The organism is Burkholderia sp. Z1 (genome assembly GCF_014893795.1).
Classification (GTDB): domain Bacteria; phylum Pseudomonadota; class Gammaproteobacteria; order Burkholderiales; family Burkholderiaceae; genus Burkholderia; species Burkholderia theae.
The window spans coordinates 1,172,382-1,198,616 of sequence record NZ_JACFYL010000002.1 but is presented as its reverse complement, the minus strand read 5'-3'; the positions used below and the strand labels follow the sequence as shown (position 1 = coordinate 1,198,616).

The window sequence follows — 26,235 nt, the reverse complement described above, 5'->3', positions numbered from 1 at the left end:
GGGACAACCGCCCTCGCCTCGCCGCAACGCGCAGGCAACACCCGCGGGCATCACCCCGTGAAACGCTCGCTCGCGATCCGCGTATCCGGCACGCCTGCCGCGACAGCGACGTCCCTCACACCCTGCACGAGCGGCGGCGGCCCGCACACGTAAAGGTCCGGCGGCGCACCGGCCTGCGCGAGCGCCGCGCGCAACGCGTCGACCGGCGTGCCGCGAAACCCGGCCCACTCCGCGCCCGGCCGCCAGACGCACAGATCGACCCGCAATTGCGGCAGGTCGGCCTGCAAACGCACAAGCTCGTCGAGCATGAACAGTTCGCTTTCCTGATTGACGCCGAAGAACAGTCGCGCGTCGATCATCTCCTGATACTCGGCCATGCGTCGCAGCATCGACAGGATCGGCGCGAGCCCCGTGCCGCCCGCAACGAACCAGCGCGGCCGCAGGCTATCCGCGAACAGCCCGAAACCGCCCATCGGCACGCGGACCGTCAGCGGATCGCCCGGCCGCGCGCGCTCGCGCAGGTACGTCGAGAACCAGCCGTCCGGCCGCAGCCGGATCAGGAATTCGAGGCGGCCGTCCCAGTTGCTCGTGTTCGCGAGCGAATACGGGCGGCGCAATCCGCTGCCCGGCACCTCGAGTTCGGCGAACTGACCCGGCTCGAACTCCACGGCCGAGCCGAACGCGTCGTCGGGCTCGACTTGCAACCCGACGCGCATCGTGTCGGCGGCGATCGTGTCGAGCGTCGCGATCCGCGCGGTGCGCACCGGCACCGGATGCAGCAGCACCTTGGTCCGGTCGTACGGTGCGGCGACCCGCAGATCGCCGCGCGGCGTGGTCCGGCACAACAGGACTGCGCCGCGCTGGCCGACCGGCAGCACGCCGGCGCTGTCGGCCTGCATCTCGTACGCACCGTCGACGACGGTCGCCTGGCACGCGCCGCAGCTTCCGCGCCGGCACTGCGACGGCAACGTGATGCCGGCGTCGGCAGCCGCCGCGAGCAGATCCTGTTCGGCGTCGCAGCCGAAGCCGAACCGTTCGCCGTCGCGCGTCGTGATCTCGATCCGATAAGTCATCGAACGATCCCGCTCACGCGGCCTTGCGCGCCAGCGACGCGGCAAGGTCGGCACCGGCGTCGCCGATCGGCTGGATGCCGAACTGCTCGACCAGCACCGCGAGCACGCCCGGCGTGACGAACGCCGGCAGCGTCGGCCCGAGGCGGATGTTGCGCAGACCGAGCGCGAGCAGCGTCAGCAGCACGGCCGCCGCCTTCTGCTCGAACCACGAGATCACGAGCGACAGCGGCAGGTCGTTCACACCGCAATCGAACGCGTCGGCGAGCGCCGTTGCGATCCGGATCGCCGAATAGCTGTCGTTGCACTGCCCGACGTCGAGCAGCCGCGGAATGCCGCCGATATCGCCGAACGCGTGCCGGTTGAACCGGTACTTGTTGCAGCCGAGCGTCATCACGACCGTGTCGTCGGGCGCCTGCTCCGCGAACTCGGTGTAGTAGTTGCGGCCCGGCGCCGCGCCGTCGCAGCCGCCGATCAGGAAGAAATGGCGGATCTGCCCGGCCTTGACCGCGTCGATGACCTGGTCCGCGACGCCGAGCACCGCATGCCGGCCGAACCCGACCGTGATCGTCTCTTCCGGCGCCGTGGCCGGAAAACCGGGCAGCGCCTGCGCGGCGCGCATCAGCGTGGCGAAATCGTGATGCTCGAGATGGCGCACGCCGGGCCAGCCGACCGGCCCCGTCGTGAAGATCCGCTGCCGGTATTGCGGCATCGGCTCGATGATGCAGTTGGACGTCATCAGGATCGGCCCGGGGAAATGCGCGAAGTCGCTCTGCTGGTCCTGCCACGCCCCGCCGTAGTTGCCGGCCAGGTGCGGAAATGCGTTGAGCGTCGGGTACGCGTGGGCCGGCAGCATTTCGCCGTGCGTGTACACCTGGATGCCCGTGCCGGCCGTCTGTTCGAGCAGCGCGTGCAGATCGCCGAGATCGTGGCCCGACACGAGGATCGCCTTGCCCGCCACCGGCGACACGCGCACGGCGGTCGGCTGCTGCGCGCCGAAACGGCCGGTGTTCGCGCTATCGAGCAGTTCCATCACCGTCAGGTTCAACCGGCCGAGATCGAGCGCCTGTGTGAGCAGCGCATTGACGTCGTCGGGCTCGCTTGCGAGAAACGCGAGCGCCGCCTCGATACCCTCGTAGATGTCGTCACGCTCGTAACCGAGCACCCGCGCATGATGCGCGTACGCGCACACGCCCTTCAGCCCGTACAGCACCAGCGCGCGCAGGCCGACGATATCCGCGCCCACCTTGTCGAGGCCCGTGTCGATGCCGACGGTCGCGGCCTGTTCCAGCAGGCCGGCAAGATCGCCTGCCGGCTGCCACGTCGCCGGCCCCTGCGGCGCCGGAACGGCCGCTCCAGCCGCCCGTGCGTTGGCTTCGCATGCGGCCTTCACGCGGTCGCGCGTCTGCGCCGCGTCGCGCAGCAGCGCGACGAAGCGTGCCGCATGGAAATTCACGTTGGTCAGGGTCGTGAACATCGCGTACAGCACGAACCGGTCGGCATCGCGATCGGGCTCGCCCGCGGCGCGCGCGATCGCGCCGTATTGCGCGATGCCCTTCACCGCATGGACCAGCAGGTCCTGCAGATCGGCCGTCGTGGCATCCTTGCCGCAGTTGCCCTTCGCCGACGCGCAGCCGGGCCGCGCGCCAGTCCGGTCGGTCTGTTCGCATTGGTAGCAAAACACGGTGCTCTCCTTTCTCGATCATGGGGGCGCGGGTCGGCGCACACGACGGCGGAACGCGGGTTCCTTGCCGCCGGACGTCTCGCCCGCTTCAAGATGCGTTTCTTATGCATCTTTTCCATGATGTTTCGGCACGCCTTTCGCCACCGTGATGCAGATCAAGAAACAGAACGCTCGCGGGTGAGGCAACTTGTCGCCATCACTGCCTGCCGGGTTCGGACGCGTCGTCGGCCTCCGCGCCTTCGATGCCCCAGTCGCCGTATCGATACCAGTCGTCGCCGAGCAGTTCGCTCGGGTGCTGGGTGCGGCTGGAGCCGTTGCCGCAGCGCATCGCGTGTGTCGGGCAATAGTTGTCGCATCCCCAGCAGATCCTCTCCGGATGCATGGGATGCAGGGGAAATTTCTTGGCCATCGCGCGTCGTCTTCCCGGTGTGGTTTGATCCGCTACCGCTCGACTCTAGTTCACCGGCGCACGCGGGCCATGCGGCATTCATTCGCACCGGCCGCATCGCATCAGCTAGGCACGCCGATGCGATTGGTCTAGTCTGCACGGTATTCCGCGACGCGAGCCGCTCCCCGCTGCCACCTTCCGATGACCGCCATTCCGAACCGACTTTCCCGCCTGCGCGGCGGCCTGCTTGGCCTGCTGATCGGCGACGCGCTGGGCGTGCCGTACGAATTCCACGACGCCGCGTCGATCCCGCCGCCGGCCGCGATCGACATGACGCCGCCGCCTGGCTTTGCACGCGCGCACGACGGCGTACCGCCCGGCACCTGGAGCGACGACGGCGCGCAGGCGCTCGCGCTGCTCGACGCGCTGTTGCACGACCGCGACCTGAATCTCGACACGTTGGCCGACAACCTGCAGGACTGGTTTCATCGCGGCGCATTCACACCCGACGGCCGCGTGTTCGACGTCGGCCTGCAGACGCAGCGTGCGTTCCACGCGCTGGCAGCCGGCGCAGCTCCTGCGGTTGCCGGGCCCGATGACGAACGCGACAACGGCAACGGCTCGCTGATGCGCTGCTATCCCGTGGTCATGATTGCCGCGTCACGCGACGAAGCGATCGGGCTCGCACGCAAGCAGAGCGTCGTCACGCACGGCCACGTGCGCTCGCAGCTTTGCTGCGCACTTTATGGCCTGACGGCGCTGGGCATCGTCGAGGGCCAGCCGGCGCCCGATGCGGTGCGCGTGGCCGAAGACGAACTGCTGGCGCGCTACGAAGGCACGGCCGACGAGATCGAGTTGAAGATCGTGCTCGACGGCCGCTTCGATGCGCCGCAAGGGTCCGGTTATGTGGTCGACAGCTTCTGGTCGGCCATCCATTGCCTGCTGTCGACGGGCAGCTACGAAGACTGTGTGAAGCGCGCGATCGCGCTCGGCAACGACACGGATACGACGGCGGCGATCGCCGGCAGCCTCGCCGGTGCGCGGTATGGCGAGCAGGCGTTGCCGGATCGGTGGGTCGCGATACTGCGCGGGAAAGCAAGGGTCGAGGGTTGGCTCGCGAAACTGTGAGCGACCGGCGCCAGCCCTGCCGCGTCACCCGCGGCGATCGCTCGCCAGCAGTCCGTACAGCGCGCTGTCCGACACCTCATCGCCGACAATCCAGCGTTCGCGCAGCAGCCCTTCCCGCGCGAAACCCAGCCGTTCGAGCAGCCGCGCCGACGCCACGTTGCGCGGATCGATATCGGCTTCGAGCCGGTTCAGCCGCAGCGTGTCGAACGCATGATCGATCATGACCGACGCCGCCTCGCGCATATATCCGCCGCTCCAGTACTTGCGCCGCAGGCTGAAGCCGATCTCGGCACGCCGGCATTGCTCGTTCGCATGGAACAGCACGCATTCGCCGAGCGTTTCGCCGGATTCCCGCAGTTCGAGCACGCAGATCAGATCCTGCCCGCTGGCAGACGTCTTCAGGTTGCGCGCGACACGCTCCACTGCCTGCTCGATGTGCGTCATCGGCGAGAACGAGAAATAGCGCATCGCTTCGGCATCCGACCAGAGATCGAACAGCGCGTGCGCATCGGCTTCGCGAGGCGGACGCAGAAGAAGACGCGGCGTATCGAGCGTGACGGATTCGAACATGGGCATGGCGGCAGCAGCGATCGGGAAAATGGACGCTGGATTAGAACATGCCTAACGCCAAAAGCAAAAAGGCCCGGACGTCGCCCGAGCCTTTTCACTTCATCCACCGCTACCGGCTGCGCTTATGCTTCAAGCGCCTCGAGCACCTTCCCCTTCGTCTCGATCCCGACGAAGTGCACGGTCACTGCCGCGATCAGCGGCACGACGCCGATCAGGTAAAACGCCGGGGCGAGGTTCCCGCCGATGATCGCGTGCGGCACGACCATCGGCGCGACGAACGATGCGATCTTCAGCCACGCGCTGCCGAGCCCGCAGCCCGACGCGCGGATGCTCGTCGGATACTGTTCCGGCGTATAGACGTACGCGGTAATGAACCCCGACGCCATCAACCCGAGCGACAGCGAACAGAAGATCGCGACGACATACACCGACGACGCGTGATAAATGCCCGCGAACGCCAGCGACGCCGCGCACAGCACGAACGACCACACGATCACCGGCTTGCGGCCGAGCTTGTCGACCAGCAGCGCCGACGCCAGCGAACCGAGCACGCCCATCACCGAGCCGATCACCGCGAGGTTCAGCGCGAGTTGCAGCGGCGCGTGATAGAAGTTCTTGTAGATCGTCGGCAGCCACGTCGACAGCCCGTACTGGATGAACCCGCAGGTCGCCCACAACGTCGCCACCGCAAGCGTGCGCTTGCGATACGCGGCGCTGAACAGGTCGCTCATCTTGCGCTTCGGATGCTGGCGCACCATCTCGTCGAACGCGGCCACCTGCGTGACCGGCGGCAGCTCGCCGCGCACCGACGCTTCGAACACGCTCGTTGCGCGCCCGGCTTCCGCGAGCCGCCCGCGCGATGCGAGCCAGCGCGGCGATTCCGGCACGAGACGCGTGAGCACGAGCGACAGGATCAGCGGCAGCCCGCCGACGAAGTACATGATTTCCCAGCCGAAGCGCGGCACCAGCCACGCGCCGAGCGCCATCGACACGAGCAGGCCGATCGGGAACACGATCTCGTACAGCAGCACGAAGCGGCCACGGCCATGCGCACGCGTGATCTCGTTGATGTACGTCGCGGCGACCGGCAGCTCGCCGCCCAGCCCGAGCCCCTGCAGGATCCGCAGCAACACGAAGATCTCGAAGGTCGGCGCGAAGCCGCATGCGATGCTCGTGATGCCGATCACGGCCGAGCTCCACGCGATCGCCTTCACGCGGCCATGCTTCTCGGCCAGCGCGGGAAACAGGAATGCGCCGATCAGCTGGCCGATCGCGCCGGACGCGATCAGCATGCCGATCTGCGTCGGCGACAGCCCCCATTTGTGAATCAGCAACGGTAGCGTCGCCGCGATCGTGATCACGTCGAAGCCGTCGAAGAACGTCGCGGTGCCGATCAGCACGCGTGCGCGGATCTGCATCGCGTTGGCCGGAAGCCGCTCGAGCCGCGCGATGATCGCGCCGGGCGTGGAGGCGGCAGCTTCCATCGTGGCGCGACCGGCCACGACGTTGTCGAAAGTGCTCATGCGGGGTGTCTCCGTAGTCTCTCTGCCCGGTCAGGCAAGCGCTTTGGTCGTGTCTGCCAGGGCTTCCGTATCCACTGCCCGGCCCTGGTTCATCCACTTGCGTGCGAGTTTCAGCTCGCGTGCGTTGTTCACGGCGATGACACCTCTCACATGCCCGTCGCCAAGGAAAAACAGCGTCGCGCGGCGCGCGGCGAGTTCGCCGCGCACGACGAGCTGTGCATCGGCCGGCAGATCGCCCAGGATCTGCAGGTTCACGTCGTACTGATCGGACCAGAACCACGGAATCTCCGCGTACGGTGCGCGCACGCCGAGCACGGCCTTCGCGGCCGCGATCGCCTGGTTCTGCGCATTGGCCCACGATTCGAGCCGCACGCGCCGCTTCAGCCAGCCGTTGTGATGGTTCGCGACGTCGCCGCACGCGAAGATCGCCGGGTCGTTGGTCGCGCCGAATTCATCGACGACGATGCCGTCGTCGACGGCCAGCCCCGCGTCGCTCGCGAGCGACGCATTCAGCGCGAGGCCGATGCCGGCCACCGCGAAATCGGCGTCGATCGTCGTGCCGTCAGCCAGCGTCGCACGCACCTTCGATGCGTCGTCCGGCTGCGCGTCGAGCGACGCGAGTGCCGCGCCGAGACGCACGTCGACACCGTTCGAGCGATGCAGGTCGAGCAGGAAATCCGACACGATCTGCGGCACCGAGCGGCCGCACAGCCGCGACGCACCTTCCACCACGACCGCGTCGACACCGAGCTTGCGCGCGGTCGCCGCGACTTCGAGACCGATCCAGCCGCCGCCGATCACGAGCACGTGCCGGCTGGCCCGCAGTTTCTCGCCAAGCGCGGCCGCTTCGTCGAGCGTGCGCAGGTAGTGCAGGTTCGGCGTCTTCACGATCGCGTCCGGCAGGCGGCGCGACGTGCCGCCGGTCGCGATCACGAGCCGGTCGTATGCGATCTCGCGGCCGCTGGCGGTGGTCACCACGCGGCGCGCGCGGTCGACCGACGCGGCACGTTCCGGCTGCCACGCCTCGACGTTCAGCGCGTCGAATTCGTCGGGACGCACGACGCGCACGGTTTCGATATCGGCATCGCCGGCCAGCACGGCCTTCGACAGCGGCGGACGCTCGTACGGCAGGTGCGCCTCGTCGGCGATCATCACGAGGCGGCCCGCGTAGCCTTCCGCGCGCAACGTCTTCAGCACCCAGCCGGCGGCCTGCCCGCCGCCGATCACGACGACCGTGCCGGGTGCGGCCTGCGCGGGCGTGTTCGCTTCGGTCATGATTTGCGCTCCGTCATGAACTTGCCTTCCGGCGCCTTCGCGTTCTTCTGCCGGCGCGTGTTGCCGTCGAGGCCGCCGTCGACGGCCCACTCGGCGAACACGGTCGGGCCCGGCTCGAATTCGCGCGGCTGCCACTCGGGCGTCAGGACGTCCTCATCCGCGTAGTACTCGATCAGGCCGCCGGCCGGATTCTGGAAATACCAGAAGTACGCGGACGACACGGGGTGACGGCCCGGGCCGAGTTGCGTTTCCCAGCCGCAGCGGTCGATATGCATGCCGCCGCCAAACACTTCATGGATATCGCGCACGGTGAACGCGACGTGGTTGAGGCCGCGTTTGCCGTTCGGCAGCGCGAGCAGGAACAGGTCGTGGTGGCCGCCGTGCGGCGCGCAGCGCATGAATGCACCGCGGCCCGGGTAGCGGTCCGACGTCTCGAAGCCGAGCAGCTCGTGATAGAACTTTTCCTGTGCGTCGAGGCAGTTCGTGAAGAACACGACATGCCCGACCTCGACCGGCTCCGCGCGTGCATAGATCGGGCTCGGCTCGTCGACGCGCAGCGTCTGGCCCCACACGTTCGATGGCGAGCCGGTGATGTCGAGCGTGCGCTTGCGCGTGACCTCGACACGGATCGCCATCCCGTTCGGGTCGGTGCAGCCGAGCGCATCCTTCCGTGCGTAAAAGCCGGGCTGGCCGGCGAACTTGCCGCGCAGCGCGTCGAGTTCCTGCTGCGTCGCGACGCCCCACGTGACTTCACGCACCGTCGGGCCCGCTTCGAACGCGGGCGGCAGCGCCGGATCGTCGGCCTTGACGACCAGCACGGTGCAGCCGTTCATCGTTTCGAAGCGTGCCTGCGTGTCGTCGTGCTCGACTTCCTTCAGCCCCCAGTCGGCGAAAAAGCGCCGGCAGGTGGCAAGATCGTCGACACCGTACGTGATCTGCTCGATTCCCAGAATGCTCATTGCGTTTTTCCCCTTCGCTCAGTTCGCCCACGGCAGCGGCGCGTCGTTCAAGCCCCAGTAGAGGCTCTTCTGCTGCATGTACTCGCGGATGCCGAGACGCCCCTTCTCGCGGCCCATCCCGCTCTCCTTCCAGCCCGAGAACGGCGTGGCGATCGAGAACAGCTTGTACGTGTTGATCCAGACGGTGCCCGTCTCCAGCGCACGCGCGATGCGCCACGCACGCTTGTAGTCGCGCGTCCAGATGCCGGCGGCAAGGCCGAACACGCTGTCGTTCGCCTGCCGGATCAACGACGCTTCATCGTCGAACGGCATCGCGACGAGCACGGGCCCGAAGATTTCTTCCTGGCAGATGCGCGCGCTGTTCGGCAAGCCTTCGAGAATCGTCGGCTGATAGAAGAAGCCGTTCTCGCGCCCGTCGCCCGACGGCCGCTCGCCGCCGCACAACAACCGGCCGCCTTCTTCCAGACCGAGTGCGACGTAACGTTCGACCGATTCGCGGTGCTTCGCGGTGATCAGCGGCCCCATCTGCGTATCGGGCCGCGTCGGGTCGCCCACGCGCAGCTTGCGTGCGCCCGCAACCAGGCGCTTCATGAATTCGTCGTACACCGCACGCTGCACGAACAGCCGCGAACCGGCGATACACGCTTCGCCCGACGAGCTGAAGATGCCGTACAGCACGCCGTTGACCGCGTGATCGAGATCGGCGTCGTCGCACACGATCGTCGGCGACTTGCCGCCGAGTTCGAGCGACACGGGCATCAGCTTTTCTGCCGCGATGCGCGCGATGCCTCGGCCCACTTCGGTGCCGCCGGTAAACGACACCTTCTTCACGAGCGGATGACGCACGAGCACGTCGCCGATCACCGAACCCTTGCCGGGCAGCACGCTCAGCACGCCCTTGGGCACGCCGGCTTCCTCGCAGATGCGCGCGAGCGCAAGCGACACGAGCGGCGTGACTTCGGCCGGCTTGAGCACCACCGCGTTGCCGCCCGCGAGCGCCGGCGCGAGTTTCTGCGCATCGGACGCGATCGGCGAATTCCACGGCGTGATCGCCGCGATCACGCCGATCGGCTCGTACACGCTCATCGTCAGGTAGTCGCCGCGCGACGGCGTCAGTTCTTCGTCGAGCGTTTCGAGGCAGGCCGCGAAATAGCGGAACGTGTTCGCGGCGCTGGCCACCAGCACGCGGGTCTCGCCGATCGGCTTGCCGTTGTCGCGGCGCTGCAGGTTCGCGAGCGCCTCGTGGCGCTGCATGATGAGATCCGCGATGCGGTACAGCACCTGCGCGCGCTGGTGCGGCTTCAGCCCGGCCCAGTCGGCGCGGCGCCATGCGGCATCGGCGGCCTCGACGGCTTCGGCCGCGTCTTCCGCATTCGCGGTCGACACTTCCATGTTCAGCGACTGGTCGGCCGGATAGATGCTCGCGTAAGGCGCGCCACGGCCGCGCCGCCATTCGCCGCCGATCAGGATGTTGCCGTCGGGTACGAGGCTCGTATCGAAAGGAGTCATGTCACAAGTCCCACAAATCTGTCTCTGCACAGCCGCCCTCGCCGTGGCGCGGGCGGACGCTTGATGGCCCGGTCAGATCACGCAGCGGGCCGCGCGGTTGCGCAGCGCGCGGATCGCGCTGTACGCCGTCAGCGCGGACGTCTTCGGGTTGTCCGGCAGCGGCTTGCCGCTCATTTCGAGCGACATCTCGCCGAATGCGCCGCGCGCGGTAATGCGGTGCACGTTGCGCTCGACGGCCGGATCGGCGATCAGGCGCACGCGCGTCGCGTCGAGGCCGAGGCCCGCCAGCGCGACGGTCGCCGCGACGTTGGCGTTCTTCGGATACAACCGCGCGGCGTCGCGCGCGGTGCCTTCGAAGATCACCTTTTCCTCGGTCATCGCGCGCAGGTCGCACAATTCCTCGGCCGGCGTGCCGAGCCAGCCGAGCGGCGGCTTGCGGCCGACGTACAGCACTTCGTCAAGGCCGCCCTGCTGCGCGGATGCCAGCGCATCGATGCCGCCGATCGCGCCGGACAGCAGCGTCACCGTCGCGTTGCCTTCGTCGGCCGCCCGCGACAGCACGTCGAGCAGCGCGAGATCGGACAACGCGCCGATCGACGCGACCGCGCAGTCGGTGCCGGCCCTCAGCAGCGGCACGACGTGATCGACGAGCGCACTGTGGCCCGCGCATTCGAGCGCGAACTCGGGGCGACGGGCCAGTGCGTCGACCGACGACACGACCTCGACCGCACTGCCGAGCACGCCCTGCACCGCCGCGCGCTGGTGTTCCGGCACGATCACGTGCGCGATGCGCAGCGACGCATCGTGCTCGACCGCGTGGTACACGGCCGCGCCGATCGCACCGAAGCCGATCATCGCGACGTCGACGGGTGCGTGCGCGTTACGCATACTGGCGCTCCGTGGGCGCTTCCTTCTTCACCGGCGGGCCTGCGAACTGCGATGCGAACGAGCCGACCGACAGCATGTCGACTTCGACCATCACCGGGCCTTCCTTCGCCATCCCTTCGCGCACGATCGCTTCGGCCTGGTCGAGCGACGTGATCCGGTAATGCGTGAGGCCGAAGCTCGCGCAGAACTGCGCGAAATCGGGCTGGTGCAATTGCACGAAGCAGCGGCGGCCGCCGTAGTGCGCGTCCTGGATGTTGCGGATCACGCCGTAGCACTGATCGTTCATCAGCACGATCATCACGTTCGCGTTTTCCTGCACGGCCGTCACGAGTTCGCCGACGTTGACCATCAGGCCGCCGTCGCCGACGAGGCAGACCGTCTTCGCCGCCGCGCCCGCCAGCGCCGCGCCGATGCCCATCTGAATCCCCTGGCCGATGCCGCCGCCCAGCGCATGCACGCCCGCGCGCGGCTCGAAGATCTGCAGCAGGCGGTTGCCCCACGTGCTGTTCGAGATCGTCACGTCGCGTACCCAGTTGTAGTCGCGGCCGACCGCGCCCTGCAGTGTGTCGACGAGCTGCTTGTACGGCCCGAGGCCCTTCGACACGTCGGTCACCGCCTGATCCCGCGCCGCCGCGAGATCGGCCGCGAACTGCGGATCGACCGACAGGCGGCCTTCGAGGCGGTCGGCCAGCTCGGCCAGCACGCGCTTCGAATCGCCGTGCACGAACAACTCGTTGCGATAACCGCGGTTGTCGGCAAGCGCGTCGGCATCGACGCGGAACAGCGGCTGCGGCAGCGCGAGCTTGTACTTCAGCGTCTCGTTGCCGCGCAGGCGCGAACCGACGACGACGAGTGCGTCGCAGGTCTTGTAGAACGCTTCGACGGACGCGTGCACATTGAACGCGCCGAGCGTCGCCGGGTGGTCCTCGGGCAGCACGCCGCGGCCCTGCACGCTCGTCACGACGCCGAAACCGAGCTTCACGAGGCGTTCGACTTCCTCGCGAGCGTGGCGCGCGCCGCCGCCGAGCCACAGCAGCGGGCGGCGCTTGGCCGCGAGTGCATCGGCGAGCTTTGCAACGCGCGCTTCGTCGTGCTCGCGCACCGTGACGTGCGCCGGCGCGAGGTCTTCCGGCCATTCGATTTCAGCAGCCTGGATGTCGATCGGAATCTCGACCGACACGGGGCCGGTCGGCGCGGTCTGCGCGATGCGCACGGCTTCGCGGATCGTCGGCAGCACGGTTTCGACCGTACGCACGCGGAACGCGGCCTTCGAGATCGCGTCCAGCATCGTCAGCTGGTCGGGCGCTTCGTGGATGTACGCGAGATCCTGGTCGAGGTACGGCGTCTCGATCTGCCCCGTGATGTGCAGCATCGCGGTGCCGGCCGTCAGTGCCTCGACCATCGCGCCGGCCGCGTTGCCCGCCGCCGTGCCCGTGCTCGTGAACGCGACGCCGAGGCCGCCCGACACGCGGGCCAGGCCGTCGGCCATGTTCACCGCGCCGGCTTCGCCGCGCGCGCCGACATAGCGAATGTTGCCGCGCGAGTTGATCGCGTCGAGGATCGGCATGTTGTGGATCGAGATGACACCAAATGCGGTTTTCACGCCGCACTGCTCGAGAAAGGCGGCAATCAGCTCGCCAACCGTGGTTTTTTCAGACATGGCGTGCAAAGCCTCCAGAAACGTCGATATGGCTGCCCGTCGTGTAGGACGACAGATGCGTTGCGAGATAAAAAAGTGCCCAGGCGGCCTCGTCGGGCTTGCCGAAGCGATTCAACGGAATGTTCTTCTTGCGGGCAAGCGCGCCCGTCCACGCTTCCCAGCTTTCGCCGGGCTTCGCCTGCGTTTCGTAGCGGCGGCGCCACTGGCCCGACTCGACGATGCCGATCAGGATCGAGTTCACGCGGATGCGCTGCGGCGCCAGTTCGGTCGCGAGCGACTTCACGAGGCTCAGCACGCCCGCGCGCGCCGACGACGTCGCGACCATGTGCGGCTCAGGCTGCAGCGCGAGCAGCGAATTCACGCAGGTGATCGTCGGTGCCTGCGCGTCGCGCAGCAGCGGCAGGAACGCGCGCGTCGGGCGGATGATGCTGAAGTACTTCAGCTCGAGTTCTTCGCGCCATGCATCGTCGGTCGTGTCGGCGAAAGTCGACACGCGGCCCTGGCCCGCGTTGTTGACCAGCATGTCGGCACGGCCAAAGCGGGCGGACACGGCCTGCGCGAACGCGGCCACGTCGGCTTCGTCGAGCACGTTGCAGCGCTCGGCGAGCAGTTGCGCGCCCGGATATTTTTCGCGGAGCGTTGCTTCGGCACGCGCGAGGCGGTCGCTGTCGCGGCCGCAGATCGCGACCGATGCGCCGGCCTGCAGGAACCGTTCGGCGGTCGCGAGGCCGATGCCGGACGAACCGCCCGTCACCACCGCAACCTGCCCGGTCAGATCGATCTCAATCATCGGAGTCCTAAAGCCTTCAGAAACGTGTGCTCGTCATCCGAGCGGTAGTTGAGCCGCCGCGACAGTTCCGCCGCCGCGCGCTGCACCTTGTCGATCAACCCGTCGGCGATCAGCGCCGCATCGATCTCCGGCCGTGGCACCGTCACCGTGATGCACGCGATGATCTTCTGCGTCTCGTTGCGTACCGGCGCCGTGACCACCGAGATGCCGCGCTCGAACGACGAATTGCTGACGCCGTAGCCGCGCAGCGCATCCTCGCGGATCACTTCGTACAGCGCGTCGACCGTCTCCGGCGTCGCGCTCGTCATCCGGTTCAGCGCGCGTTCCGGATACAGCGCGTGCAGCTCCTTCAGCGACAGGTCGCCCATCAGCACGTGACCGTGCGTCGTCGCATACGCGGGCAAGCGCGTGCCGACGTTTACGCGGATCGAGCTGAACACCGGCGACTGGCTCTGTGCCTTCGCGACGAACACCACGTCGCGGCCGTCGCGGATCACGATGTGCGTCGTGAAGCCGGTCGCATCGCGCAGGCTTTCGATCACGGGCAGACCGAGATCGGTCAGCTCCAGCGAGCTCAGGTATTCGAAGCCGAGCCGCAGCACGGCGATGCCGAGCTTGTAGTTGCGATCCTTGTCCGCGCGCTCGAGGAAGCCGAGCGATTCGAGCGTCTGCAGCAGACGGAATACCGTCGTGCGCGGAATGCCGAGCCGCTTCGACAACTCGGGTGCGCCGAGCACGGGCTCGCGCGGCGAGAATTCGGCGAGAATCCGCAGCCCGCGTTCAAGGCCTGGCACGACGTAGCTGGCTTCCGTCTTCGCGTTTTCGGATTCGTGTCGCTGCAACGGTTCGCTCATGCCAGCCCCCGTTGACGGTCGCACTGACGGCAGAACGTGTCGATCAGTGCGGAGTAAGCAGCCGGCGCTTCCACGTAACCGGCGTGTCCTGCTTGCGGAATCACCTGCAGCCCGACATGCGCGGCAGCGGCAATCCGCTCGCAGGCAGCGGGCGGCGTGATCGCGTCGTTCGCGCCAACGGCCACGGCCGTGCGGCCGCGAAAGCCGGCGAGATCGCTCGCGAGATCGGCGTTCGCGAGCAGATGCGTGGCCTGCGCGTAGCCGGCCGGCACGATGCGCGCCATGTTCCAGCGCACCCAGGCACGCGCATCCTCGCTCGCGAAACCCGACAGCATGTTGCCGCTGCGCTGCTCGGCGAGCCCTTCCGGGCCGAGTTCCGCGAGCATCGCGAGCCGCGCGTCGCGGCGCGATTCGCGTGTTTCGGCCGGTGCGCTGCCGTAGCCGCCCGCGGGCGAGACCAGCAGCAGGCCGGCGATCCGCGCGGGCATCGCACGGGCGAGACCGCCCGCGATGATCGCGCCGAGCGAATGACCGACCAGCACGCAGTGTTCGATGCCGAGTGCCTCGAGCCACGCGTTCAGCGACGCCGCGTAATCGGCGGCGGCCGGCGACGCGCCATGCACGGGCGTCGACACGCCGTAGCCGGGTGCATCCCACGCGAGCACGCGCCGCGATGCGCCGAGCGCGTCGAGCTGGCGCACCCACGATGCGGCGCCCGAGCCGATCCCGTGCAGCAGCACGACGGGCAGCGCGCGGCCCGCATGCTGCGCGCCGGCCTCGCGATAACCGATCGTGCCCGCCGCGCCGGCCGCGCAACGCTGCTCGGGAAACTGCCCGAGCAGCGCGGCGAACGCCGCGGTGCGGTCGCGTTCACGTTTGTCGATGACACTCATTGCTTCACCCGCCCCGGCTCAACGCTTGATCTTCGCCAGCGGCGAATCGGGCGGATACGTCGGCGTGATCGGCTTCGACGAACCGAGCATCACGCACATCAGCGCGTCTTCCTCGCCGATGTTGATTTCCGTGCGATACACGCCTGGCGGCACCGAGATCAGGTCGCGCTCGCCGAGGATCGCTTCCCACGTCTGCCCGTCGCGCTCGCAGATCACCTTCATCTTGCCGCGCAGCACGAAGAAGATTTCCTCGACGTCGATGTGGATGTGGCTCGGGCCGATGTTGCCGGCCGGGATGACCATCGTCGAGAACGTGAAGTTGCCGGCCGGCACCGTGTTGACGTCCTTCGCGACGCCCGTGCCGCCCGTGCCGACATAGCGCATCTGCGCGCGGCGGTACTTCGGGTCGTAGTCGGCCTGGAACTTCAGCGCGTCCCAGTCGTAGCGCCGCGTCGCATAACGCGCCACGCGCCCTTCCATCCAGTCTTCAAAGCTTGCGCCTTCCGGCTGGTCCCACGACTTGCGATCGAGATCGGCGTCCGCCATCGTCCTCTCCTTCATTCAGAGTGAAAACATCAATTCATTACGAAGCCGCCGTTCACCGGCAGCAGTTGGCCCGTCACGAAGCGCGCGCCGTCCGACAGCAGGAACAGCACGGGGCCCGTCACGTCGTCGGGCACCTGCGCGCGTGTCAGCGCACGGCCCTGCATGTAGAACGCATGGCGCTCGGCCGGCACGTAGGCGGTTGCCTCGACTTCGGTCAGCCCCGGCGCGATCGCGTTGACCGTCACGCCGTGCACGCCGAACTCGCGTGCCTGCGCATGCGTCATCGCGATCACCGCGCCCTTGCTCGCGACGTACGCGAGCAGCCTCGGCGCGCCCCACAACGCGGTGTCCGATGCGAGGTTCACGATCGCGCCGCGACCCGACTGCGCGAGGTGCGGCAGCGCTGCATTGCTGACGAGCCACACGCCGCGCACGTTCACGTTCATCACGGCGTCCCAGGTCGACACGTCCAGCTCCGTCGACAGCTTGCCGCCCGAGTTCGTGATTGCCGCGTTGTTGATCAGTGCATCGATGCCGCCGAGCGCCGCCGCGCCCTGCGCGACGAAGGCGTCGACGCTCGCCGGATCGGCCAGGTCGAGCGCGAAGAAAAACGCGGCATGGCCGGCTTGCGTAAGCTCCTCGGCAAGCGCGCGGCCTTCGTCGGCCAGCACGTCGCCGAACGCGACCTGCGCGCCCGCCGCGACGAGCGCCTTCACGAACGCCGCGCCGAGACCGCGCGCGCCGCCCGTGACGAGCACGCGGCGCCCCGCGAGCGACACGACCGGAGCAAGCTCAGCCATTCGCGGGCTCCGAAGCGGCCTGCGCCGCGCGATGCGCGTCGAGCGCGGACAGGTGTTCCTGCGCGCGTTGACGCAGCATCCGGCGCACGCGCGTGACGCCGATGTCGTGCTGGTACAGGTATTCGTGATCGCGTGCCTGCGGCGCGAGGCTTTCGAGGACGTAGCGATCCTGCTCGAGCACGTCCCAGTGCAGCCCTTCGAGGCGGTTGCGGTACATGAAGCGCCACACGTCGCGCTGCCAGCCGTCGACCTTGCGCGTGCGCCAGAAGTAGACCTGGCAGTTGTCGCCGTCGACCGGCGTCGCGAAGCCGATGATCCCGAAGTTGCCGCCCGGGCCGAACTTCTGCTTGTACGGAATCGCGAGGCGCATCCACAGGCAGCCGGTTTCGCCGAGTTCGACCCAGTCGAAATTCACGTCGCGCTGGCCGATCTTCTCGAACATCAGGCCCGTTTCCGTCTTGCGCACGCGCATATCGGCCTGCTTGTCGCCTTCGGCCATCGAGTGCGACGTCGCATGCAGGTACGCGCCGTGCATCGGGTCCATCACGTTGTCGATCGCGTACTGGTAATTGCACTTCCAGTTCGACACGCACAGGAAGTGCGCGTATTCGTCGGCGACCAGTTCCTCGGGCAGGTTCAGCGGCGCCGGCTCGCCGTGCGCTTCATCGCCGAACCACAGGAAGATCGCGCCGGCCTTCTCTTCGACCGGATACGACTTCACGCACGTCGTGCCTTCGAGCGGACAGTTCGACACGGCCGGAACGCGATTGACCGTGCCGCCGCCGTCGACTTCGATGCCGTGATACCAGCAGGCGATGTTGCCGCCGAGGTTCCAGCCGAGCGACAGGCGCGCGCCGCGGTGCGGGCAGCGATCTTCCAGCGCGTGGACCTTGCCGTCGTGATCGCGCCACAGCACGATCTGCTCGGACAGGCGCGTGAGGCCGACGGGCGCATTCGACACCTGCCAGCTCGGCGCGACGGGATACCAGTAGTTCTTGATGCCGCGGTCGAGATAGTCACGGACCGGGTCGTGTTGGACTGCGTGTTGTACGGGGGACGTCATCAGTGTGCTCCGGATGCGGTTGTCGTCGGGTCGGCGGTCACGCGCTCGGCGCGGTCATTCCGCGAGCGAGGCCAGTTCGGCGCGGAAGCGCTCGGGGGTCCACGTCGTGCCGTCCGGCGCGCGGAAACCGATGCGGTTCAGGCCCGCGACGACATCGTCCAGCTCGGTCGCGCCGGCTTCGAACACGCGTTCGAGCGCATCACCCAGGTCGTTCTCGTACTGGGTCGGCTCGGCCTTGCGGTTCTGCCAGATCCGGTTCTCGACCTGACCGGGGATCTCGATCTGCCCCTTGCCCGCGACGTTGTTCGGCTGCGGCGCCACCCACGGCTTCAGGAAGGGATTGAAGTTGACGGTCGCTTCTTTCATGTCATTCCACCTTGATCTGGATTTCCTCGCCGGCGAGGCGCACCGCGTACTGCTTCAGTGCGCGTCCGCCCGGACCCTTCAGGCATTCGCCCGTCTTGATGTCGAACACGGCCTCGTGCAGCGGGCATTCGACCGTGCCTTCGTCGACGAACCCCTGCGTGAGCAGCGCGTACGCATGCGGGCACACGTTCTCGAGCGCATACACGTCGTCGCCGACGCGGTAGATCCCGATTTCGACGCCGTCGGTCCGCTTGAACTCGATCGGCGTGTCTTCCGACAGCGCGCCGGCGTGTCCGGCGCAAATCCATTGTTCAGACATCTCACACCCTTCCTTCTGATCGACTCTCGGTTTGCTTCTCTTTTGTTCCATATTAGGAACAACAGTTTATGGATGGTGATTATAGGAGCGACTTTCCACGAGTAAAACAAAAAGCTGCATGCCCTAGGGAAAACACCGACCGCCGGGTCGACCATTGCTTTCGCCTACCCTATCAAATGTAAATTTTTGTTGTGTGGCGGGGAGTTATGCCCTTTTTGCGGGCGTCGCGCACCGGTGTCGGGCGGCGTCCGGGAATCCATCCGTCCCGAAAAATTTATTTTTGATCACGCGCATGACACCTCTATACTCCATTCCATCAGAGGCACATTGTTCCTTATATGGAACATACGAAATGCCCACCCGGCGGTGGAACACGCGCGACGGCCGGCCGTCACCGCGCATGCCGCCACGGCACGTTTTCATCAGGTTGGAGAGTCAGGAGATCAAATGGTCAAGCATGCGGTAGCAGCAGCAGTCATCGGATTGGGCGCCGTGTCCGGCGCGTGGGCGCAGAGCAGCGTGGTGCTGTACGGCAGCCTGGATGCGGGCGTCGCGTACGTGAACAACGTCGGTGGCCACGCGAAGTGGGCGATGATCCAGGGCAACACGCAGCCCGATCGCTGGGGCCTGAAGGGCAAGGAAGACCTCGGCGACGGCCTGTCGGCGATCTTCCAGCTCGAAAACGGCTTCTATACGAACAACGGCCAGTTCGCGACCGCGAACACGATCTGGAACCGCGCGGCGTTCGTCGGCCTCAGTTCGGAGCGCTACGGCACGCTGACGCTCGGCCGCCAGACGCCGCTGTCGTTCGACTATCTGGATCCGCTCAGCACGGCCTACCTCGCGATGAGCTGGTACGCGTTCCACCCCGGCAACATCGACGGGCTCGCCGCGACCGGCAACGTGCCGTACAACAACTCGGTCAAATACCGCTCGCCGACCTACGCGGGCTTCTCGGCCGCGGCGACGATGGCACTCGGCAACACGACGAATTTCTCGACCGGTAAAGCGGTCGGTGTTGCGCTGAACTATGCGAACGGGCCGTTCAAGGCGTCGGCCGTCTACTCGAACGAGCACGACCGCTCGATCCTGATCAGCCAGACCGGCATCGCTTCGTTCCAGGGGCAGAACACCGCGAACGGCTACATCGCGAACAAGGTCGAGAACATCGGCGCGGGCGCGTCCTACCAGTTCGGCGACTTCCTTGTGCACGGCCTCTACACGCGCACGAAGATGCAGTCGAACGGCTTTTCGGACACGTTCCAGAGCTACGACGCGGGCGTGAACTACCGCAGCAGCGCGTTCAACACGATCGCGGGCGGCGCGGCGACCACGACGCTGGCCGGCCGCCGCTGGACGCAGGTCGAGCTCGGCGACATCTATGCGCTGTCGAAGCGCACGCAGCTTTATGCGAACGTGCTGGTCGAACACGGCTCGGGCGGCGCGCAGGCCGCGCTCTTCACGGCCGGTGTGTCGAGCACCGCGAACCAGGTGATCGTGCTGACCGGGATCCACCACTCGTTCTGAGCAGGTTCACGTATCGGGCGTTCGGCGCCCGAAACGAAAAAAGAGCGGCCCGCGGGCCGCTCTTGTCTTTGGCGAGGCCGTCCGCGTCGCGCCGGCAACGGGTAGCATCAGCGGATTCCGACGAACGGAGACGAACGTGGCCGTCTACTTGCTGGCGCAACTTCGCTTCACGCAGCGCGACGCATACGACCGGTATCAGGCGCACTTCATGGACGTATTTCGCAGGTTCGACGGCCGCCTGCTCGCGGCCGACGACGCGCCGGTGGCACTTGAAGGGGAATGGGACCGGAACAAGGTGGTGCTGATGTCGTTTCCCGACGAAGCGGCAGCGCGCCGGTTCATCGAGTCGCCGGAGTACCAGGCGATTTCCGTGGATCGCCACGCGGGCGCGGACACGCTCGCGCTGCTCGTGCACGGCCTGCCCGCACCGGGCGCGTGAGCACGACGGCGGCCCGGCCGGCCGCGCGTCGGCGCGATCAGAACATCGCGACCTTGTGGCGTGCGTGCGCGAAGGTCGGATCGCTTTCGAGCGGACGATAGTTCAACCGCTGGGACAGGTCGACCGCCGCGCCGCACACGGCTTCGACGAGCCGCTCCTTCTCGCCGGCCTCGCCGATCTCCGAGCGTGGCACCGTCGCGGTGATCGCCGCGACGATCGAGCCCGAATGATCGCGCACCGGCGCCGTGACAGCCGAAATGCCGCTCTCGAATGCCGCCTCGCTGACCGCGTAGCCGAGCCGCGCGTACTGACGCACGCGTTCGTACAGTTCGTCGACGGTGCCCGGCGTGCGCTCGGTGAACTGTTCGAGTCGCTTTTCCGGATAGAGCTGACGCAACGCATCGCGCGTCAGGTCGCCCATCAGCACGTGACCGTGCACGGTCGCATGCGCGGGCAAGCGCGTACCGACGTGCACCTTCACCGAGCCGAACATCGATGCGTTGCTCTGTGCCTTCGCGACGAACACGACGTCGCGCTGGTCGCGGATCAGCAGGTGCGTCGAGAAGCCCGTGGAATCACGCAGCCGTTCGAGCACGGGTGCGCCGAGATCGGTGAGTTCGAGCGAGTTCAGATATTCGAAGCCGAGCCGCAGCACGCCGACACCGAGCCGGAAATAGCGGTCGCCGTTCACGCGCTCGAGAAAACCGAGCGCTTCGAGCGTCTGCAGCAGACGGAACGTGGTCGTGCGCGGGATGCCGATGCGCTTGGACAATTCGGGCGCGCCGAGCACGGGCTCGCGCGCAGAGAATTCGGCGAGAATCCGCAGCCCGCGTTCGAGCCCCGGCACCAGATAGGACGACGCGCCGCCGGACGATTCGTCGTCGCCGGGCGAGGCAGATTCGGGAGCGCCGCTCATCGTTGTCTTGACCATGTGGACATGGACGGAAGGAAATCAATCACGAAACAGGCCATGGATCGTCGTGGATATTCAGTCATGCTACCTCAGCGCGCACGCAGGCTCGTACCCGCGCGCATCGCCGCGACGCAGCATGCGCATCCGCGACCCCATGAAGAGTCATTCACGGTCGAGAGGATAGCAGCGATGGACAGCGCGACGCCATGCGGAAATCGCCGAACGGCGGGAAACCACCGCCCGGTCCGTGCGCGCCGCGAGCGGCCGCAGGACGGCGGCCGGCGCGGTATTCGATGCCGGGTTGCCTACAGGCGCGACAGATGAACCCGGATGTTCGCGCGGTCGTACGTAAAGCCGCCGGCCGCATCCGGCGCGAGTTCCCGTGCAAGATCGACCGCATACATCCATCCGCTGCCCAGACGGCCGCCGTTCACCGCCCGGATCCGGCTGCCGCCGACCGCGATCGCCGCATGAAAGACATTGCCGTTCCGGGAGAAGCCGACCGCGGTTCCCGCCGGAATGCTGGCGCGCCCGTCCCACTGATCGCCGGCCTCGAAGTTGAAACGCGTCTTCCAGAGTTGGCCGACCGTGTCGAGCAGCGCACCGGGCGCGATCATCGCGTCGCCGCGCAGCAGGTACCTGACATAGGCCGCGACGTCGTAGCAGACGCCGGCGGACACGTACTCGTTGATGTTGGCCATGCCGAACATCAGCGCTTGCGCATGTTTCTGCCGTTCGGGGAAACCGGATTGGGCGACATGTCCGCCTAACTGGGTCAGTTGCATGGGTAGCTCCTTTTGACGAAAAGGGTCGTCAGCGTCCTGCCAACGCAATAACCTCATATCTTATTACGATATCCACCGGCATCGGCCAGGCGTCAGTTTCCGACTCCGAGCGTCACGGCATGCGTACCGCCGACGCCGGTGCGGCGGCCGCCGCGTCAGGATTCGGTGCGAGCCGCAGGCGCACGCGCAGCGGCTGCAGCATGTCGGGCGGCGGCGGCTCCGCGAGCGGGCCGGCCGTGAGCAGTTGCCGCAGCGTCGCGTCCGCGTCGGCGTCGCCGAGCGACGCGAATTCGACGCGCGTGACGGCGCCGTTCGCGCCGATCCACGCGCGCACGACGATCGCGGGCGGCGGCGCATCGGCACTCGCATTCAGTACGCGCGTCTCGAGGTAACGGTGCAGCCGGTCGGCCGCATCGCCGTCCGCTTCGAGCCACGCCTGGAACTGCTGGCCGGCGAGCTGGCCATAACGGATCCACGTCTGCGGCACGTCGGCCGTCTGCGCGACGGCCGGCGTGGCCCCCACGACCAGCGCATATCCGACGGCGATCGCCCGCAGCCATCCGGACGTGCCCCACTTCTGCATTCGCTTCATCCCGCCTCCCGTTTCGACGATTCGTTCACGTGCCGCGTTGTCGCGCCCGCTCATCCGATTTCGATCGGCACGTACAACCGCGTACCGCCGCGCTGGACGAGCAGCGCGACGTTGCCGTGCGCGGCGTCGATCTCGGTCATCAACGCGCCGATGCTCGCGACCGGCGTGCCGTTGACCGACAGTACGACGTCGCCGGGTTGCAAACCCGCGCGGGCGGCCTGGCCGCTCGCCTGCTCGACGACGAGCGCCTGGCCGACGCCGAGCCGCTGGCGTTCCTGCTCCGTCACCGCGCGCAGCGCGAGCCCGAACCGCGCGGGCCCTTGCTCGCCGCCGGCCGATGCCGTGCCGCTGTCGAACGCGCCGACCGTCGCGATCACGTGCATCGCCCGCCCCGCGCGCCACACGAGCAGGTCGGCCTGCCGCCCGGCGCGCATGCCCGCGACCGTGCCGAGCAGGTCGGCCGATTCGGCGACCGGCTTGCTGTCGACCGCGAGCACGACGTCGCCCGCCTGCAAGCCCGCGTGCGCGGCCGGTCCGTCCGCTTCGACCATCGTGATCAGCGCGCCGTCCGGGCTCGCGAGGCCGAACGAACGCGCGAGCGCCTGGCTCACTTCCTGCACCGCCACGCCGAGCCGGCCGCGCGTGACCTTGCCGGTCCGCAGCAACTGGTCCTTCACGTCGAGCGCGATGTCGATCGGAATCGCGAACGCGAGCCCCTGATAACCGCCCGTCTTCGAGAAGATCATCGAGTTGATCGCGATCACGCGGCCGCCGAGGTCGAACAACGGGCCACCCGAATTGCCGGGGTTGATCGGCACGTCGGTCTGGATGAACGGAATCGCGCGCTCGCCGGGCAACGATCGCGATTTCGCGCTGACGATGCCCTGCGTGACCGTGTTCGCGAACCCGTACGGCGAACCGATCGCCATCACCCAGTCGCCGACTTCGGTGCGCGCGGGGTCGCCGGTCGCGACGACCGGCAGGTTGTGCGCGTCGATGCGGATCACCGCGACATCGGACACGGGATCGCTGCCGATCACGCGTCCCTTGAACTGCCGCTTGTCGGTCAGCTTCACGTCGATGGTGGTCGCGTCGCCGACGACGTGCCGGTTCGTCAGGATCACGCCGTCCGCGCTGACGATGAAGCCTGAGCCGAGACTCACTTCCTCGCGGTTGCCGATCACGCGCCGCGCGAGAAACGGCGCGAGCGGATGATCGGGTGCGATGCCGGGCGGCAACTGGATGCCCATCTGCGTGACTTCGTGCGTGACGCTGATGTTGACGACGGCCGGGCCCACGCGCCGGACCAGCGCGGCGAAGTTCGGCAGCGCGACGGTCGGCGGCGCGGCACCTGCCTGTGCGGGCCGCTCGGCGGCCGGTGCCGTCGCGCACGCGCAGACGAACGCGAGTCCGCCCGCGAGCGCCCGCAGCACCCTCATTCGGCCCGTATGCTTGCCCGCTTTCATGTCGCAGTTCCTCGTCGATACCCGCGCTGCAATAGCGATCGCCTGCGTCACTTCGGCGGCACCGCGACCGGCGCATCGGGCCGCTGCGGCGTCACCGACCGGCCCCAGTTCGAACCGAAGCGGTTCTGCTCGGTCGACAGGTTGAACGTGCCGAGACGGTTCGACGGCTGTTTCGACAGTCGCTCCGAATCCGTTTGCGATGCCCCGGTCTGCGGCTCGGCCTTCGGCTTCAGTTGCTGGCTCAGGCAGTCGTACGACAGCGCGCGCTTGCCGTCGACTTCCGCATCGACGCACACCGGCTTCGCTGCCGAACCTGCGTTGGCTGGCGCCGCCGCGCGACTGCCCTGCGCGTGTGCGCCGGCCGCCAACAGCAAGCAGACGATCGTCGCGATTCCGTTTCGCCGCATCTTCATCCGCGCCTCCTTCAGAAATGGCGCCATCGCACGTGCGCCGCCGCACTCATACGTTCGTACCCGACACCGGCGCGCGCGCCAGGAAACGCGCGAATGCCGCGCGATCGGTCGCGTCGACGGCCGGCTCATGCGCATCGGCGTGCCGCACCCATGCATCGCGCATGCCGTCGACCGGCTGCCACGCCTGCACCTGCGCGCCGGTCGGATACGGCGTGACGAGCGGTTCCCGATAGTCGACGCGAAACAGCGGCGGCGCGTCATTGCCGGCCGTCCACAGATCGCCAACGTCGCGCACGCTCGCGTCGAACCAGAACCTCACCCAGCGCACCGTGGGCGTGCGCGCATCGGTGTCCGGCGCATCCGGCACGCGCAGGAAACCGGCCAGCACGAGCAGCACGGCCGCGAGATCGTCGTCGCGCAACATCCGGTACGACCAGAGATCCGCGACGTCCACGCATGCGATCACCGCGATGAAACGCCCGATCGTGAGCGCGGGCCACACACGGCGCATCAGCGTGTAGTGACGCTGCCAATGTGCGATAAAGCGCTCGCGATGCAGCGCCGCGACCTGCACGTCGCGCGAGCCGCGTATCGCCAGTTCCTCTGGCTGATACTGGCGCGTGGTGAGCACGCACTGCGCGGAGCACCGCGTGCTCCGGTGCCGCGCATAACCGCCCGCACCGGGCAACGGCTCCAGCGCGCCGAAGCACAGCGGGCAATGCGTCGGCCATTCGCCGGGCCGGCCCGGCCACGGGTTCGCCTTCGGCATACGCGGCCGGTCGGCGGCGGCGGCCGGGCGGCGGCGCCCCGGCGTGCGCGCGTCGGGCGCCTCGACGCGCGGCGTCGAACGGACAGGTGCCATGAGCGCGCCTACCGGGCGGACGCGAGCGCTTTCTTCAGCGCGTCTTCGTTGATGGGCGCATTCGCGGCCAGCTTCGCGAGATACGTTTGCGCATTCTGCTGCGTGCGCTGCGCGCGCAGCATCGCGCGCAGTTGCTCCTTCACGTCGGCCAGCGGACGCGGCGCGGCCGCGCGCACGTCGATCAGCTTCACGACATGAAAACCGGCCGGCGTCTGGATCGGCGCGGAGACCTGGCCCGGCTTCAGCGCGTCGGCCGCCTGCCGGACGGCCGGCACCATCAACGCGTCCGGCACGAAACCGAGATCGCCGCCGTTCGCGGCGCTCGCCTTGTCCTGCGAATTCGCTTTCGCAAGCGCCGCGAAATCGCCGCTGCGTGCGCGGTTCGCAAGATCGGCCGCCTGCTTGCGCGCCTTGTCGAGCGTCGCGGCGTCCGCGTTCGGCGGCACCGCGATGTAGATTTGCGCGACGTGCAGCGCGCGCGGCGCGGTGAAAGCGGCGCGGTTCGTGTCATACGCGGACTGGATCTCCGCGTCCGACGGATAGTCGGCCGGCGGCGTGTTCACCGACGTCAGATAGCTGCGCGCGACGATATCGCGCCGCGCCTGCTCGACGGCCGCCTGCACCTCGGCCTGCTTGTCCCAGCCCTTCGATTTCGCTTCGGCCAGCACGGCCTTCTGCGCAAGCGTCGAACGCACGACCTGGTCCAGCGCCGCGGGATCGGCCGCGAGGCGTTCGCGCCCTTCCGGGCTCACCGCCTTCAGCAGACCCGCGATGTCGGCCTGCGTGACCGACGCCTGCGCGGCATTCGCGATCACGTCGTCCTGTGCGTACGCAACGAGCGGCGCACCCAGCACGAGACCGGCTGCAACCATTGCCAGCACCTTCATTTTCGTCATCATCGTTCGACGGCCCTCTCGATTGTTCTTGAAATGCGGACGCCGTGCCGGCGCACA

At 67.8% G+C, this 26,235-nt stretch carries 28 protein-coding genes and 1 pseudogene; 3 read left to right on the top strand and 26 right to left on the bottom strand.

Translation table 11 applies throughout. The features are described 5' to 3' along the window. Window positions 1-50: 50 nt before the first annotated feature. The 3 genes from H3H55_RS22420 to H3H55_RS22410 all read right to left on the bottom strand — a co-directional run bounded on the left by H3H55_RS22420 (window position 51) and on the right by H3H55_RS22410 (window position 3,163). Window positions 51-1,073 carry a 2Fe-2S iron-sulfur cluster-binding protein gene (locus H3H55_RS22420; RefSeq protein WP_193100255.1) on the bottom strand — a complete coding sequence of 341 codons (1,023 nt, stop codon included), beginning with the start codon at window positions 1,071-1,073 and terminating at the stop codon, window positions 51-53. A gap of 13 nt (window positions 1,074-1,086) precedes the next feature. Next, window positions 1,087-2,754, bottom strand: a complete 1,668-nt coding sequence (gene hcp, locus H3H55_RS22415) for a hydroxylamine reductase (protein WP_193100254.1) — start codon at window positions 2,752-2,754, stop codon at window positions 1,087-1,089. Between the two features lie 196 nt (window positions 2,755-2,950). Further along, window positions 2,951-3,163, bottom strand: a complete 213-nt coding sequence (locus H3H55_RS22410; RefSeq protein ID WP_193100253.1) for a DUF3079 domain-containing protein — start codon at window positions 3,161-3,163, stop codon at window positions 2,951-2,953. A 180-nt stretch (window positions 3,164-3,343) separates the two neighbouring features. On the opposite strand from H3H55_RS22410, the gene H3H55_RS22405 reads away from it, so the two are divergent. Then, entirely contained in the window at window positions 3,344-4,270 is a 927-nt protein-coding gene (locus H3H55_RS22405; protein WP_193100252.1) for an ADP-ribosylglycohydrolase family protein, read from the top strand. Window positions 4,271-4,294: 24 nt separating this feature from the next. Here the strand turns inward: H3H55_RS22405 and H3H55_RS22400 are convergent, their stop codons facing one another. The 15 genes from H3H55_RS22400 to H3H55_RS22330 all read right to left on the bottom strand — a co-directional run bounded on the left by H3H55_RS22400 (window position 4,295) and on the right by H3H55_RS22330 (window position 18,285). Next, window positions 4,295-4,846, bottom strand: a complete 552-nt coding sequence (locus H3H55_RS22400) for a GNAT family N-acetyltransferase (protein ID WP_193100251.1) — start codon at window positions 4,844-4,846, stop codon at window positions 4,295-4,297. Between the two features lie 116 nt (window positions 4,847-4,962). Further along, window positions 4,963-6,363 (bottom strand): MFS transporter, encoded by a 1,401-nt coding sequence (locus H3H55_RS22395; RefSeq protein ID WP_193100250.1) that lies wholly within the window; start codon window positions 6,361-6,363, stop codon window positions 4,963-4,965. A 30-nt stretch (window positions 6,364-6,393) separates the two neighbouring features. Further along, on the bottom strand, window positions 6,394-7,638 hold the full coding sequence (locus H3H55_RS22390; RefSeq protein ID WP_193100249.1) for an NAD(P)/FAD-dependent oxidoreductase: 1,245 nt from the start codon (window positions 7,636-7,638) through the stop codon (window positions 6,394-6,396). Then, window positions 7,635-8,597, bottom strand: a complete 963-nt coding sequence (locus H3H55_RS22385) for a VOC family protein (protein WP_193100248.1) — start codon at window positions 8,595-8,597, stop codon at window positions 7,635-7,637. Before H3H55_RS22385 ends, H3H55_RS22390 begins: the two co-directional genes overlap by 4 nt. A gap of 18 nt (window positions 8,598-8,615) precedes the next feature. Continuing rightward, the gene (locus tag H3H55_RS22380) at window positions 8,616-10,106 is read right to left on the bottom strand and encodes an aldehyde dehydrogenase (RefSeq protein WP_193100247.1); all 1,491 of its coding nucleotides are present in this window, start codon (window positions 10,104-10,106) and stop codon (window positions 8,616-8,618) included. Between the two features lie 72 nt (window positions 10,107-10,178). After that, window positions 10,179-10,994, bottom strand: coding sequence for an aspartate dehydrogenase (locus tag H3H55_RS22375; RefSeq protein ID WP_193100246.1), 816 nt, complete (start codon window positions 10,992-10,994; stop codon window positions 10,179-10,181). Beyond that, the gene (locus H3H55_RS22370) at window positions 10,987-12,654 is read right to left on the bottom strand and encodes a thiamine pyrophosphate-binding protein (RefSeq protein ID WP_193100245.1); all 1,668 of its coding nucleotides are present in this window, start codon (window positions 12,652-12,654) and stop codon (window positions 10,987-10,989) included. Before H3H55_RS22370 ends, H3H55_RS22375 begins: the two co-directional genes overlap by 8 nt. Next, complete coding sequence (locus H3H55_RS22365) at window positions 12,647-13,444, bottom strand: SDR family oxidoreductase (RefSeq protein ID WP_193100244.1); 798 nt, start codon at window positions 13,442-13,444, stop codon at window positions 12,647-12,649. The genes H3H55_RS22370 and H3H55_RS22365 overlap by 8 nt, the downstream gene beginning before the upstream one ends. After that, a complete protein-coding gene (locus tag H3H55_RS22360) occupies window positions 13,441-14,298 on the bottom strand; it encodes an IclR family transcriptional regulator (RefSeq protein WP_193100243.1) in 858 nt (285 codons plus the stop codon). Before H3H55_RS22360 ends, H3H55_RS22365 begins: the two co-directional genes overlap by 4 nt. Continuing rightward, window positions 14,295-15,191, bottom strand: coding sequence for an alpha/beta fold hydrolase (locus tag H3H55_RS22355; protein ID WP_193100242.1), 897 nt, complete (start codon window positions 15,189-15,191; stop codon window positions 14,295-14,297). The genes H3H55_RS22360 and H3H55_RS22355 overlap by 4 nt, the downstream gene beginning before the upstream one ends. An 18-nt stretch (window positions 15,192-15,209) precedes the next feature. Then, complete coding sequence (locus H3H55_RS22350) at window positions 15,210-15,737, bottom strand: cupin domain-containing protein (protein WP_048247372.1); 528 nt, start codon at window positions 15,735-15,737, stop codon at window positions 15,210-15,212. Window positions 15,738-15,766: 29 nt separating this feature from the next. Continuing rightward, window positions 15,767-16,537 carry an SDR family oxidoreductase gene (locus tag H3H55_RS22345; protein WP_193100241.1) on the bottom strand — a complete coding sequence of 257 codons (771 nt, stop codon included), beginning with the start codon at window positions 16,535-16,537 and terminating at the stop codon, window positions 15,767-15,769. After that, window positions 16,530-17,600, bottom strand: coding sequence for an aromatic ring-hydroxylating oxygenase subunit alpha (locus tag H3H55_RS22340; RefSeq protein ID WP_193100240.1), 1,071 nt, complete (start codon window positions 17,598-17,600; stop codon window positions 16,530-16,532). The genes H3H55_RS22345 and H3H55_RS22340 overlap by 8 nt, the downstream gene beginning before the upstream one ends. 54 nt (window positions 17,601-17,654) lie before the next feature. Then, window positions 17,655-17,966 (bottom strand): recombinase-like helix-turn-helix domain-containing protein, encoded by a 312-nt coding sequence (locus tag H3H55_RS22335; RefSeq protein WP_048247367.1) that lies wholly within the window; start codon window positions 17,964-17,966, stop codon window positions 17,655-17,657. Between the two features lies 1 nt (window position 17,967). Next, complete coding sequence (locus H3H55_RS22330; RefSeq protein ID WP_006489883.1) at window positions 17,968-18,285, bottom strand: non-heme iron oxygenase ferredoxin subunit; 318 nt, start codon at window positions 18,283-18,285, stop codon at window positions 17,968-17,970. 447 nt (window positions 18,286-18,732) lie between these two features. On the opposite strand from H3H55_RS22330, the gene H3H55_RS22325 reads away from it, so the two are divergent. Next, window positions 18,733-19,812: a porin gene (locus H3H55_RS22325; RefSeq protein WP_193100239.1), complete on the top strand. Its 1,080-nt coding sequence runs from the start codon at window positions 18,733-18,735 to the stop codon at window positions 19,810-19,812. A 136-nt stretch (window positions 19,813-19,948) separates the two neighbouring features. Then, on the top strand, window positions 19,949-20,251 hold the full coding sequence (locus tag H3H55_RS22320; protein ID WP_193100238.1) for a DUF1330 domain-containing protein: 303 nt from the start codon (window positions 19,949-19,951) through the stop codon (window positions 20,249-20,251). A gap of 37 nt (window positions 20,252-20,288) precedes the next feature. Here the strand turns inward: H3H55_RS22320 and H3H55_RS22315 are convergent, their stop codons facing one another. The 8 genes and pseudogenes from H3H55_RS22315 to H3H55_RS22285 all read right to left on the bottom strand — a co-directional run bounded on the left by H3H55_RS22315 (window position 20,289) and on the right by H3H55_RS22285 (window position 26,181). Continuing rightward, complete coding sequence (locus tag H3H55_RS22315) at window positions 20,289-21,098, bottom strand: IclR family transcriptional regulator (RefSeq protein ID WP_413463988.1); 810 nt, start codon at window positions 21,096-21,098, stop codon at window positions 20,289-20,291. Further along, window positions 21,019-21,207, bottom strand: a pseudogene (locus H3H55_RS37760) (hypothetical protein); the annotation flags it as partial. The pseudogene H3H55_RS37760 and the gene H3H55_RS22315, both read right to left, overlap by 80 nt. 262 nt (window positions 21,208-21,469) lie before the next feature. Then, entirely contained in the window at window positions 21,470-21,997 is a 528-nt protein-coding gene (tecA, locus tag H3H55_RS22310) for a type 6 secretion system effector deamidase TecA (protein WP_226800346.1), read from the bottom strand. Window positions 21,998-22,061: 64 nt separating this feature from the next. Next, window positions 22,062-22,541: a YbaB/EbfC family DNA-binding protein gene (locus H3H55_RS22305; protein ID WP_193100237.1), complete on the bottom strand. Its 480-nt coding sequence runs from the start codon at window positions 22,539-22,541 to the stop codon at window positions 22,062-22,064. Window positions 22,542-22,591: 50 nt separating this feature from the next. Beyond that, entirely contained in the window at window positions 22,592-24,007 is a 1,416-nt protein-coding gene (locus H3H55_RS22300) for a Do family serine endopeptidase (RefSeq protein WP_193100236.1), read from the bottom strand. Between the two features lie 47 nt (window positions 24,008-24,054). Next, on the bottom strand, window positions 24,055-24,420 hold the full coding sequence (locus H3H55_RS22295) for a hypothetical protein (protein ID WP_193100235.1): 366 nt from the start codon (window positions 24,418-24,420) through the stop codon (window positions 24,055-24,057). Between the two features lie 46 nt (window positions 24,421-24,466). Beyond that, entirely contained in the window at window positions 24,467-25,282 is an 816-nt protein-coding gene (locus H3H55_RS22290; protein WP_193100234.1) for a hypothetical protein, read from the bottom strand. Between the two features lie 8 nt (window positions 25,283-25,290). Further along, window positions 25,291-26,181: a peptidylprolyl isomerase gene (locus tag H3H55_RS22285; protein WP_193100233.1), complete on the bottom strand. Its 891-nt coding sequence runs from the start codon at window positions 26,179-26,181 to the stop codon at window positions 25,291-25,293. Between the last annotated feature and the right edge of the window lie 54 nt (window positions 26,182-26,235).

Excerpts from the sequence above, each read along its gene's own strand:
- H3H55_RS22420 (WP_193100255.1), bottom strand. The coding sequence starts at position 1,073 with ATGACTTATCGGATCGAGATCACGACGCGCGACGGCGAACGGTTCGGC.
- H3H55_RS22410 (WP_193100253.1), bottom strand. The coding sequence starts at position 3,163 with ATGGCCAAGAAATTTCCCCTGCATCCCATGCATCCGGAGAGGATCTGC.
- H3H55_RS22405 (WP_193100252.1), top strand. The coding sequence starts at position 3,344 with ATGACCGCCATTCCGAACCGACTTTCCCGCCTGCGCGGCGGCCTGCTT.
- H3H55_RS22400 (WP_193100251.1), bottom strand. The coding sequence starts at position 4,846 with ATGCCCATGTTCGAATCCGTCACGCTCGATACGCCGCGTCTTCTTCTG.
- H3H55_RS22395 (WP_193100250.1), bottom strand. The coding sequence starts at position 6,363 with ATGAGCACTTTCGACAACGTCGTGGCCGGTCGCGCCACGATGGAAGCT.
- H3H55_RS22390 (WP_193100249.1), bottom strand. The coding sequence starts at position 7,638 with ATGACCGAAGCGAACACGCCCGCGCAGGCCGCACCCGGCACGGTCGTC.
- H3H55_RS22385 (WP_193100248.1), bottom strand. The coding sequence starts at position 8,597 with ATGAGCATTCTGGGAATCGAGCAGATCACGTACGGTGTCGACGATCTT.
- H3H55_RS22380 (WP_193100247.1), bottom strand. The coding sequence starts at position 10,106 with ATGACTCCTTTCGATACGAGCCTCGTACCCGACGGCAACATCCTGATC.
- H3H55_RS22375 (WP_193100246.1), bottom strand. The coding sequence starts at position 10,994 with ATGCGTAACGCGCACGCACCCGTCGACGTCGCGATGATCGGCTTCGGT.
- H3H55_RS22370 (WP_193100245.1), bottom strand. The coding sequence starts at position 12,654 with ATGTCTGAAAAAACCACGGTTGGCGAGCTGATTGCCGCCTTTCTCGAG.
- H3H55_RS22365 (WP_193100244.1), bottom strand. The coding sequence starts at position 13,444 with ATGATTGAGATCGATCTGACCGGGCAGGTTGCGGTGGTGACGGGCGGT.
- H3H55_RS22360 (WP_193100243.1), bottom strand. The coding sequence starts at position 14,298 with ATGAGCGAACCGTTGCAGCGACACGAATCCGAAAACGCGAAGACGGAA.
- H3H55_RS22355 (WP_193100242.1), bottom strand. The coding sequence starts at position 15,191 with ATGAGTGTCATCGACAAACGTGAACGCGACCGCACCGCGGCGTTCGCC.
- H3H55_RS22350 (WP_048247372.1), bottom strand. The coding sequence starts at position 15,737 with ATGGCGGACGCCGATCTCGATCGCAAGTCGTGGGACCAGCCGGAAGGC.
- H3H55_RS22345 (WP_193100241.1), bottom strand. The coding sequence starts at position 16,537 with ATGGCTGAGCTTGCTCCGGTCGTGTCGCTCGCGGGGCGCCGCGTGCTC.
- H3H55_RS22340 (WP_193100240.1), bottom strand. The coding sequence starts at position 17,600 with ATGACGTCCCCCGTACAACACGCAGTCCAACACGACCCGGTCCGTGAC.
- H3H55_RS22335 (WP_048247367.1), bottom strand. The coding sequence starts at position 17,966 with ATGAAAGAAGCGACCGTCAACTTCAATCCCTTCCTGAAGCCGTGGGTG.
- H3H55_RS22330 (WP_006489883.1), bottom strand. The coding sequence starts at position 18,285 with ATGTCTGAACAATGGATTTGCGCCGGACACGCCGGCGCGCTGTCGGAA.
- H3H55_RS22325 (WP_193100239.1), top strand. The coding sequence starts at position 18,733 with ATGGTCAAGCATGCGGTAGCAGCAGCAGTCATCGGATTGGGCGCCGTG.
- H3H55_RS22305 (WP_193100237.1), bottom strand. The coding sequence starts at position 22,541 with ATGAAGCGAATGCAGAAGTGGGGCACGTCCGGATGGCTGCGGGCGATC.
- H3H55_RS22300 (WP_193100236.1), bottom strand. The coding sequence starts at position 24,007 with ATGAAAGCGGGCAAGCATACGGGCCGAATGAGGGTGCTGCGGGCGCTC.
- H3H55_RS22295 (WP_193100235.1), bottom strand. The coding sequence starts at position 24,420 with ATGAAGATGCGGCGAAACGGAATCGCGACGATCGTCTGCTTGCTGTTG.
- H3H55_RS22290 (WP_193100234.1), bottom strand. The coding sequence starts at position 25,282 with ATGGCACCTGTCCGTTCGACGCCGCGCGTCGAGGCGCCCGACGCGCGC.
- H3H55_RS22285 (WP_193100233.1), bottom strand. The coding sequence starts at position 26,181 with ATGATGACGAAAATGAAGGTGCTGGCAATGGTTGCAGCCGGTCTCGTG.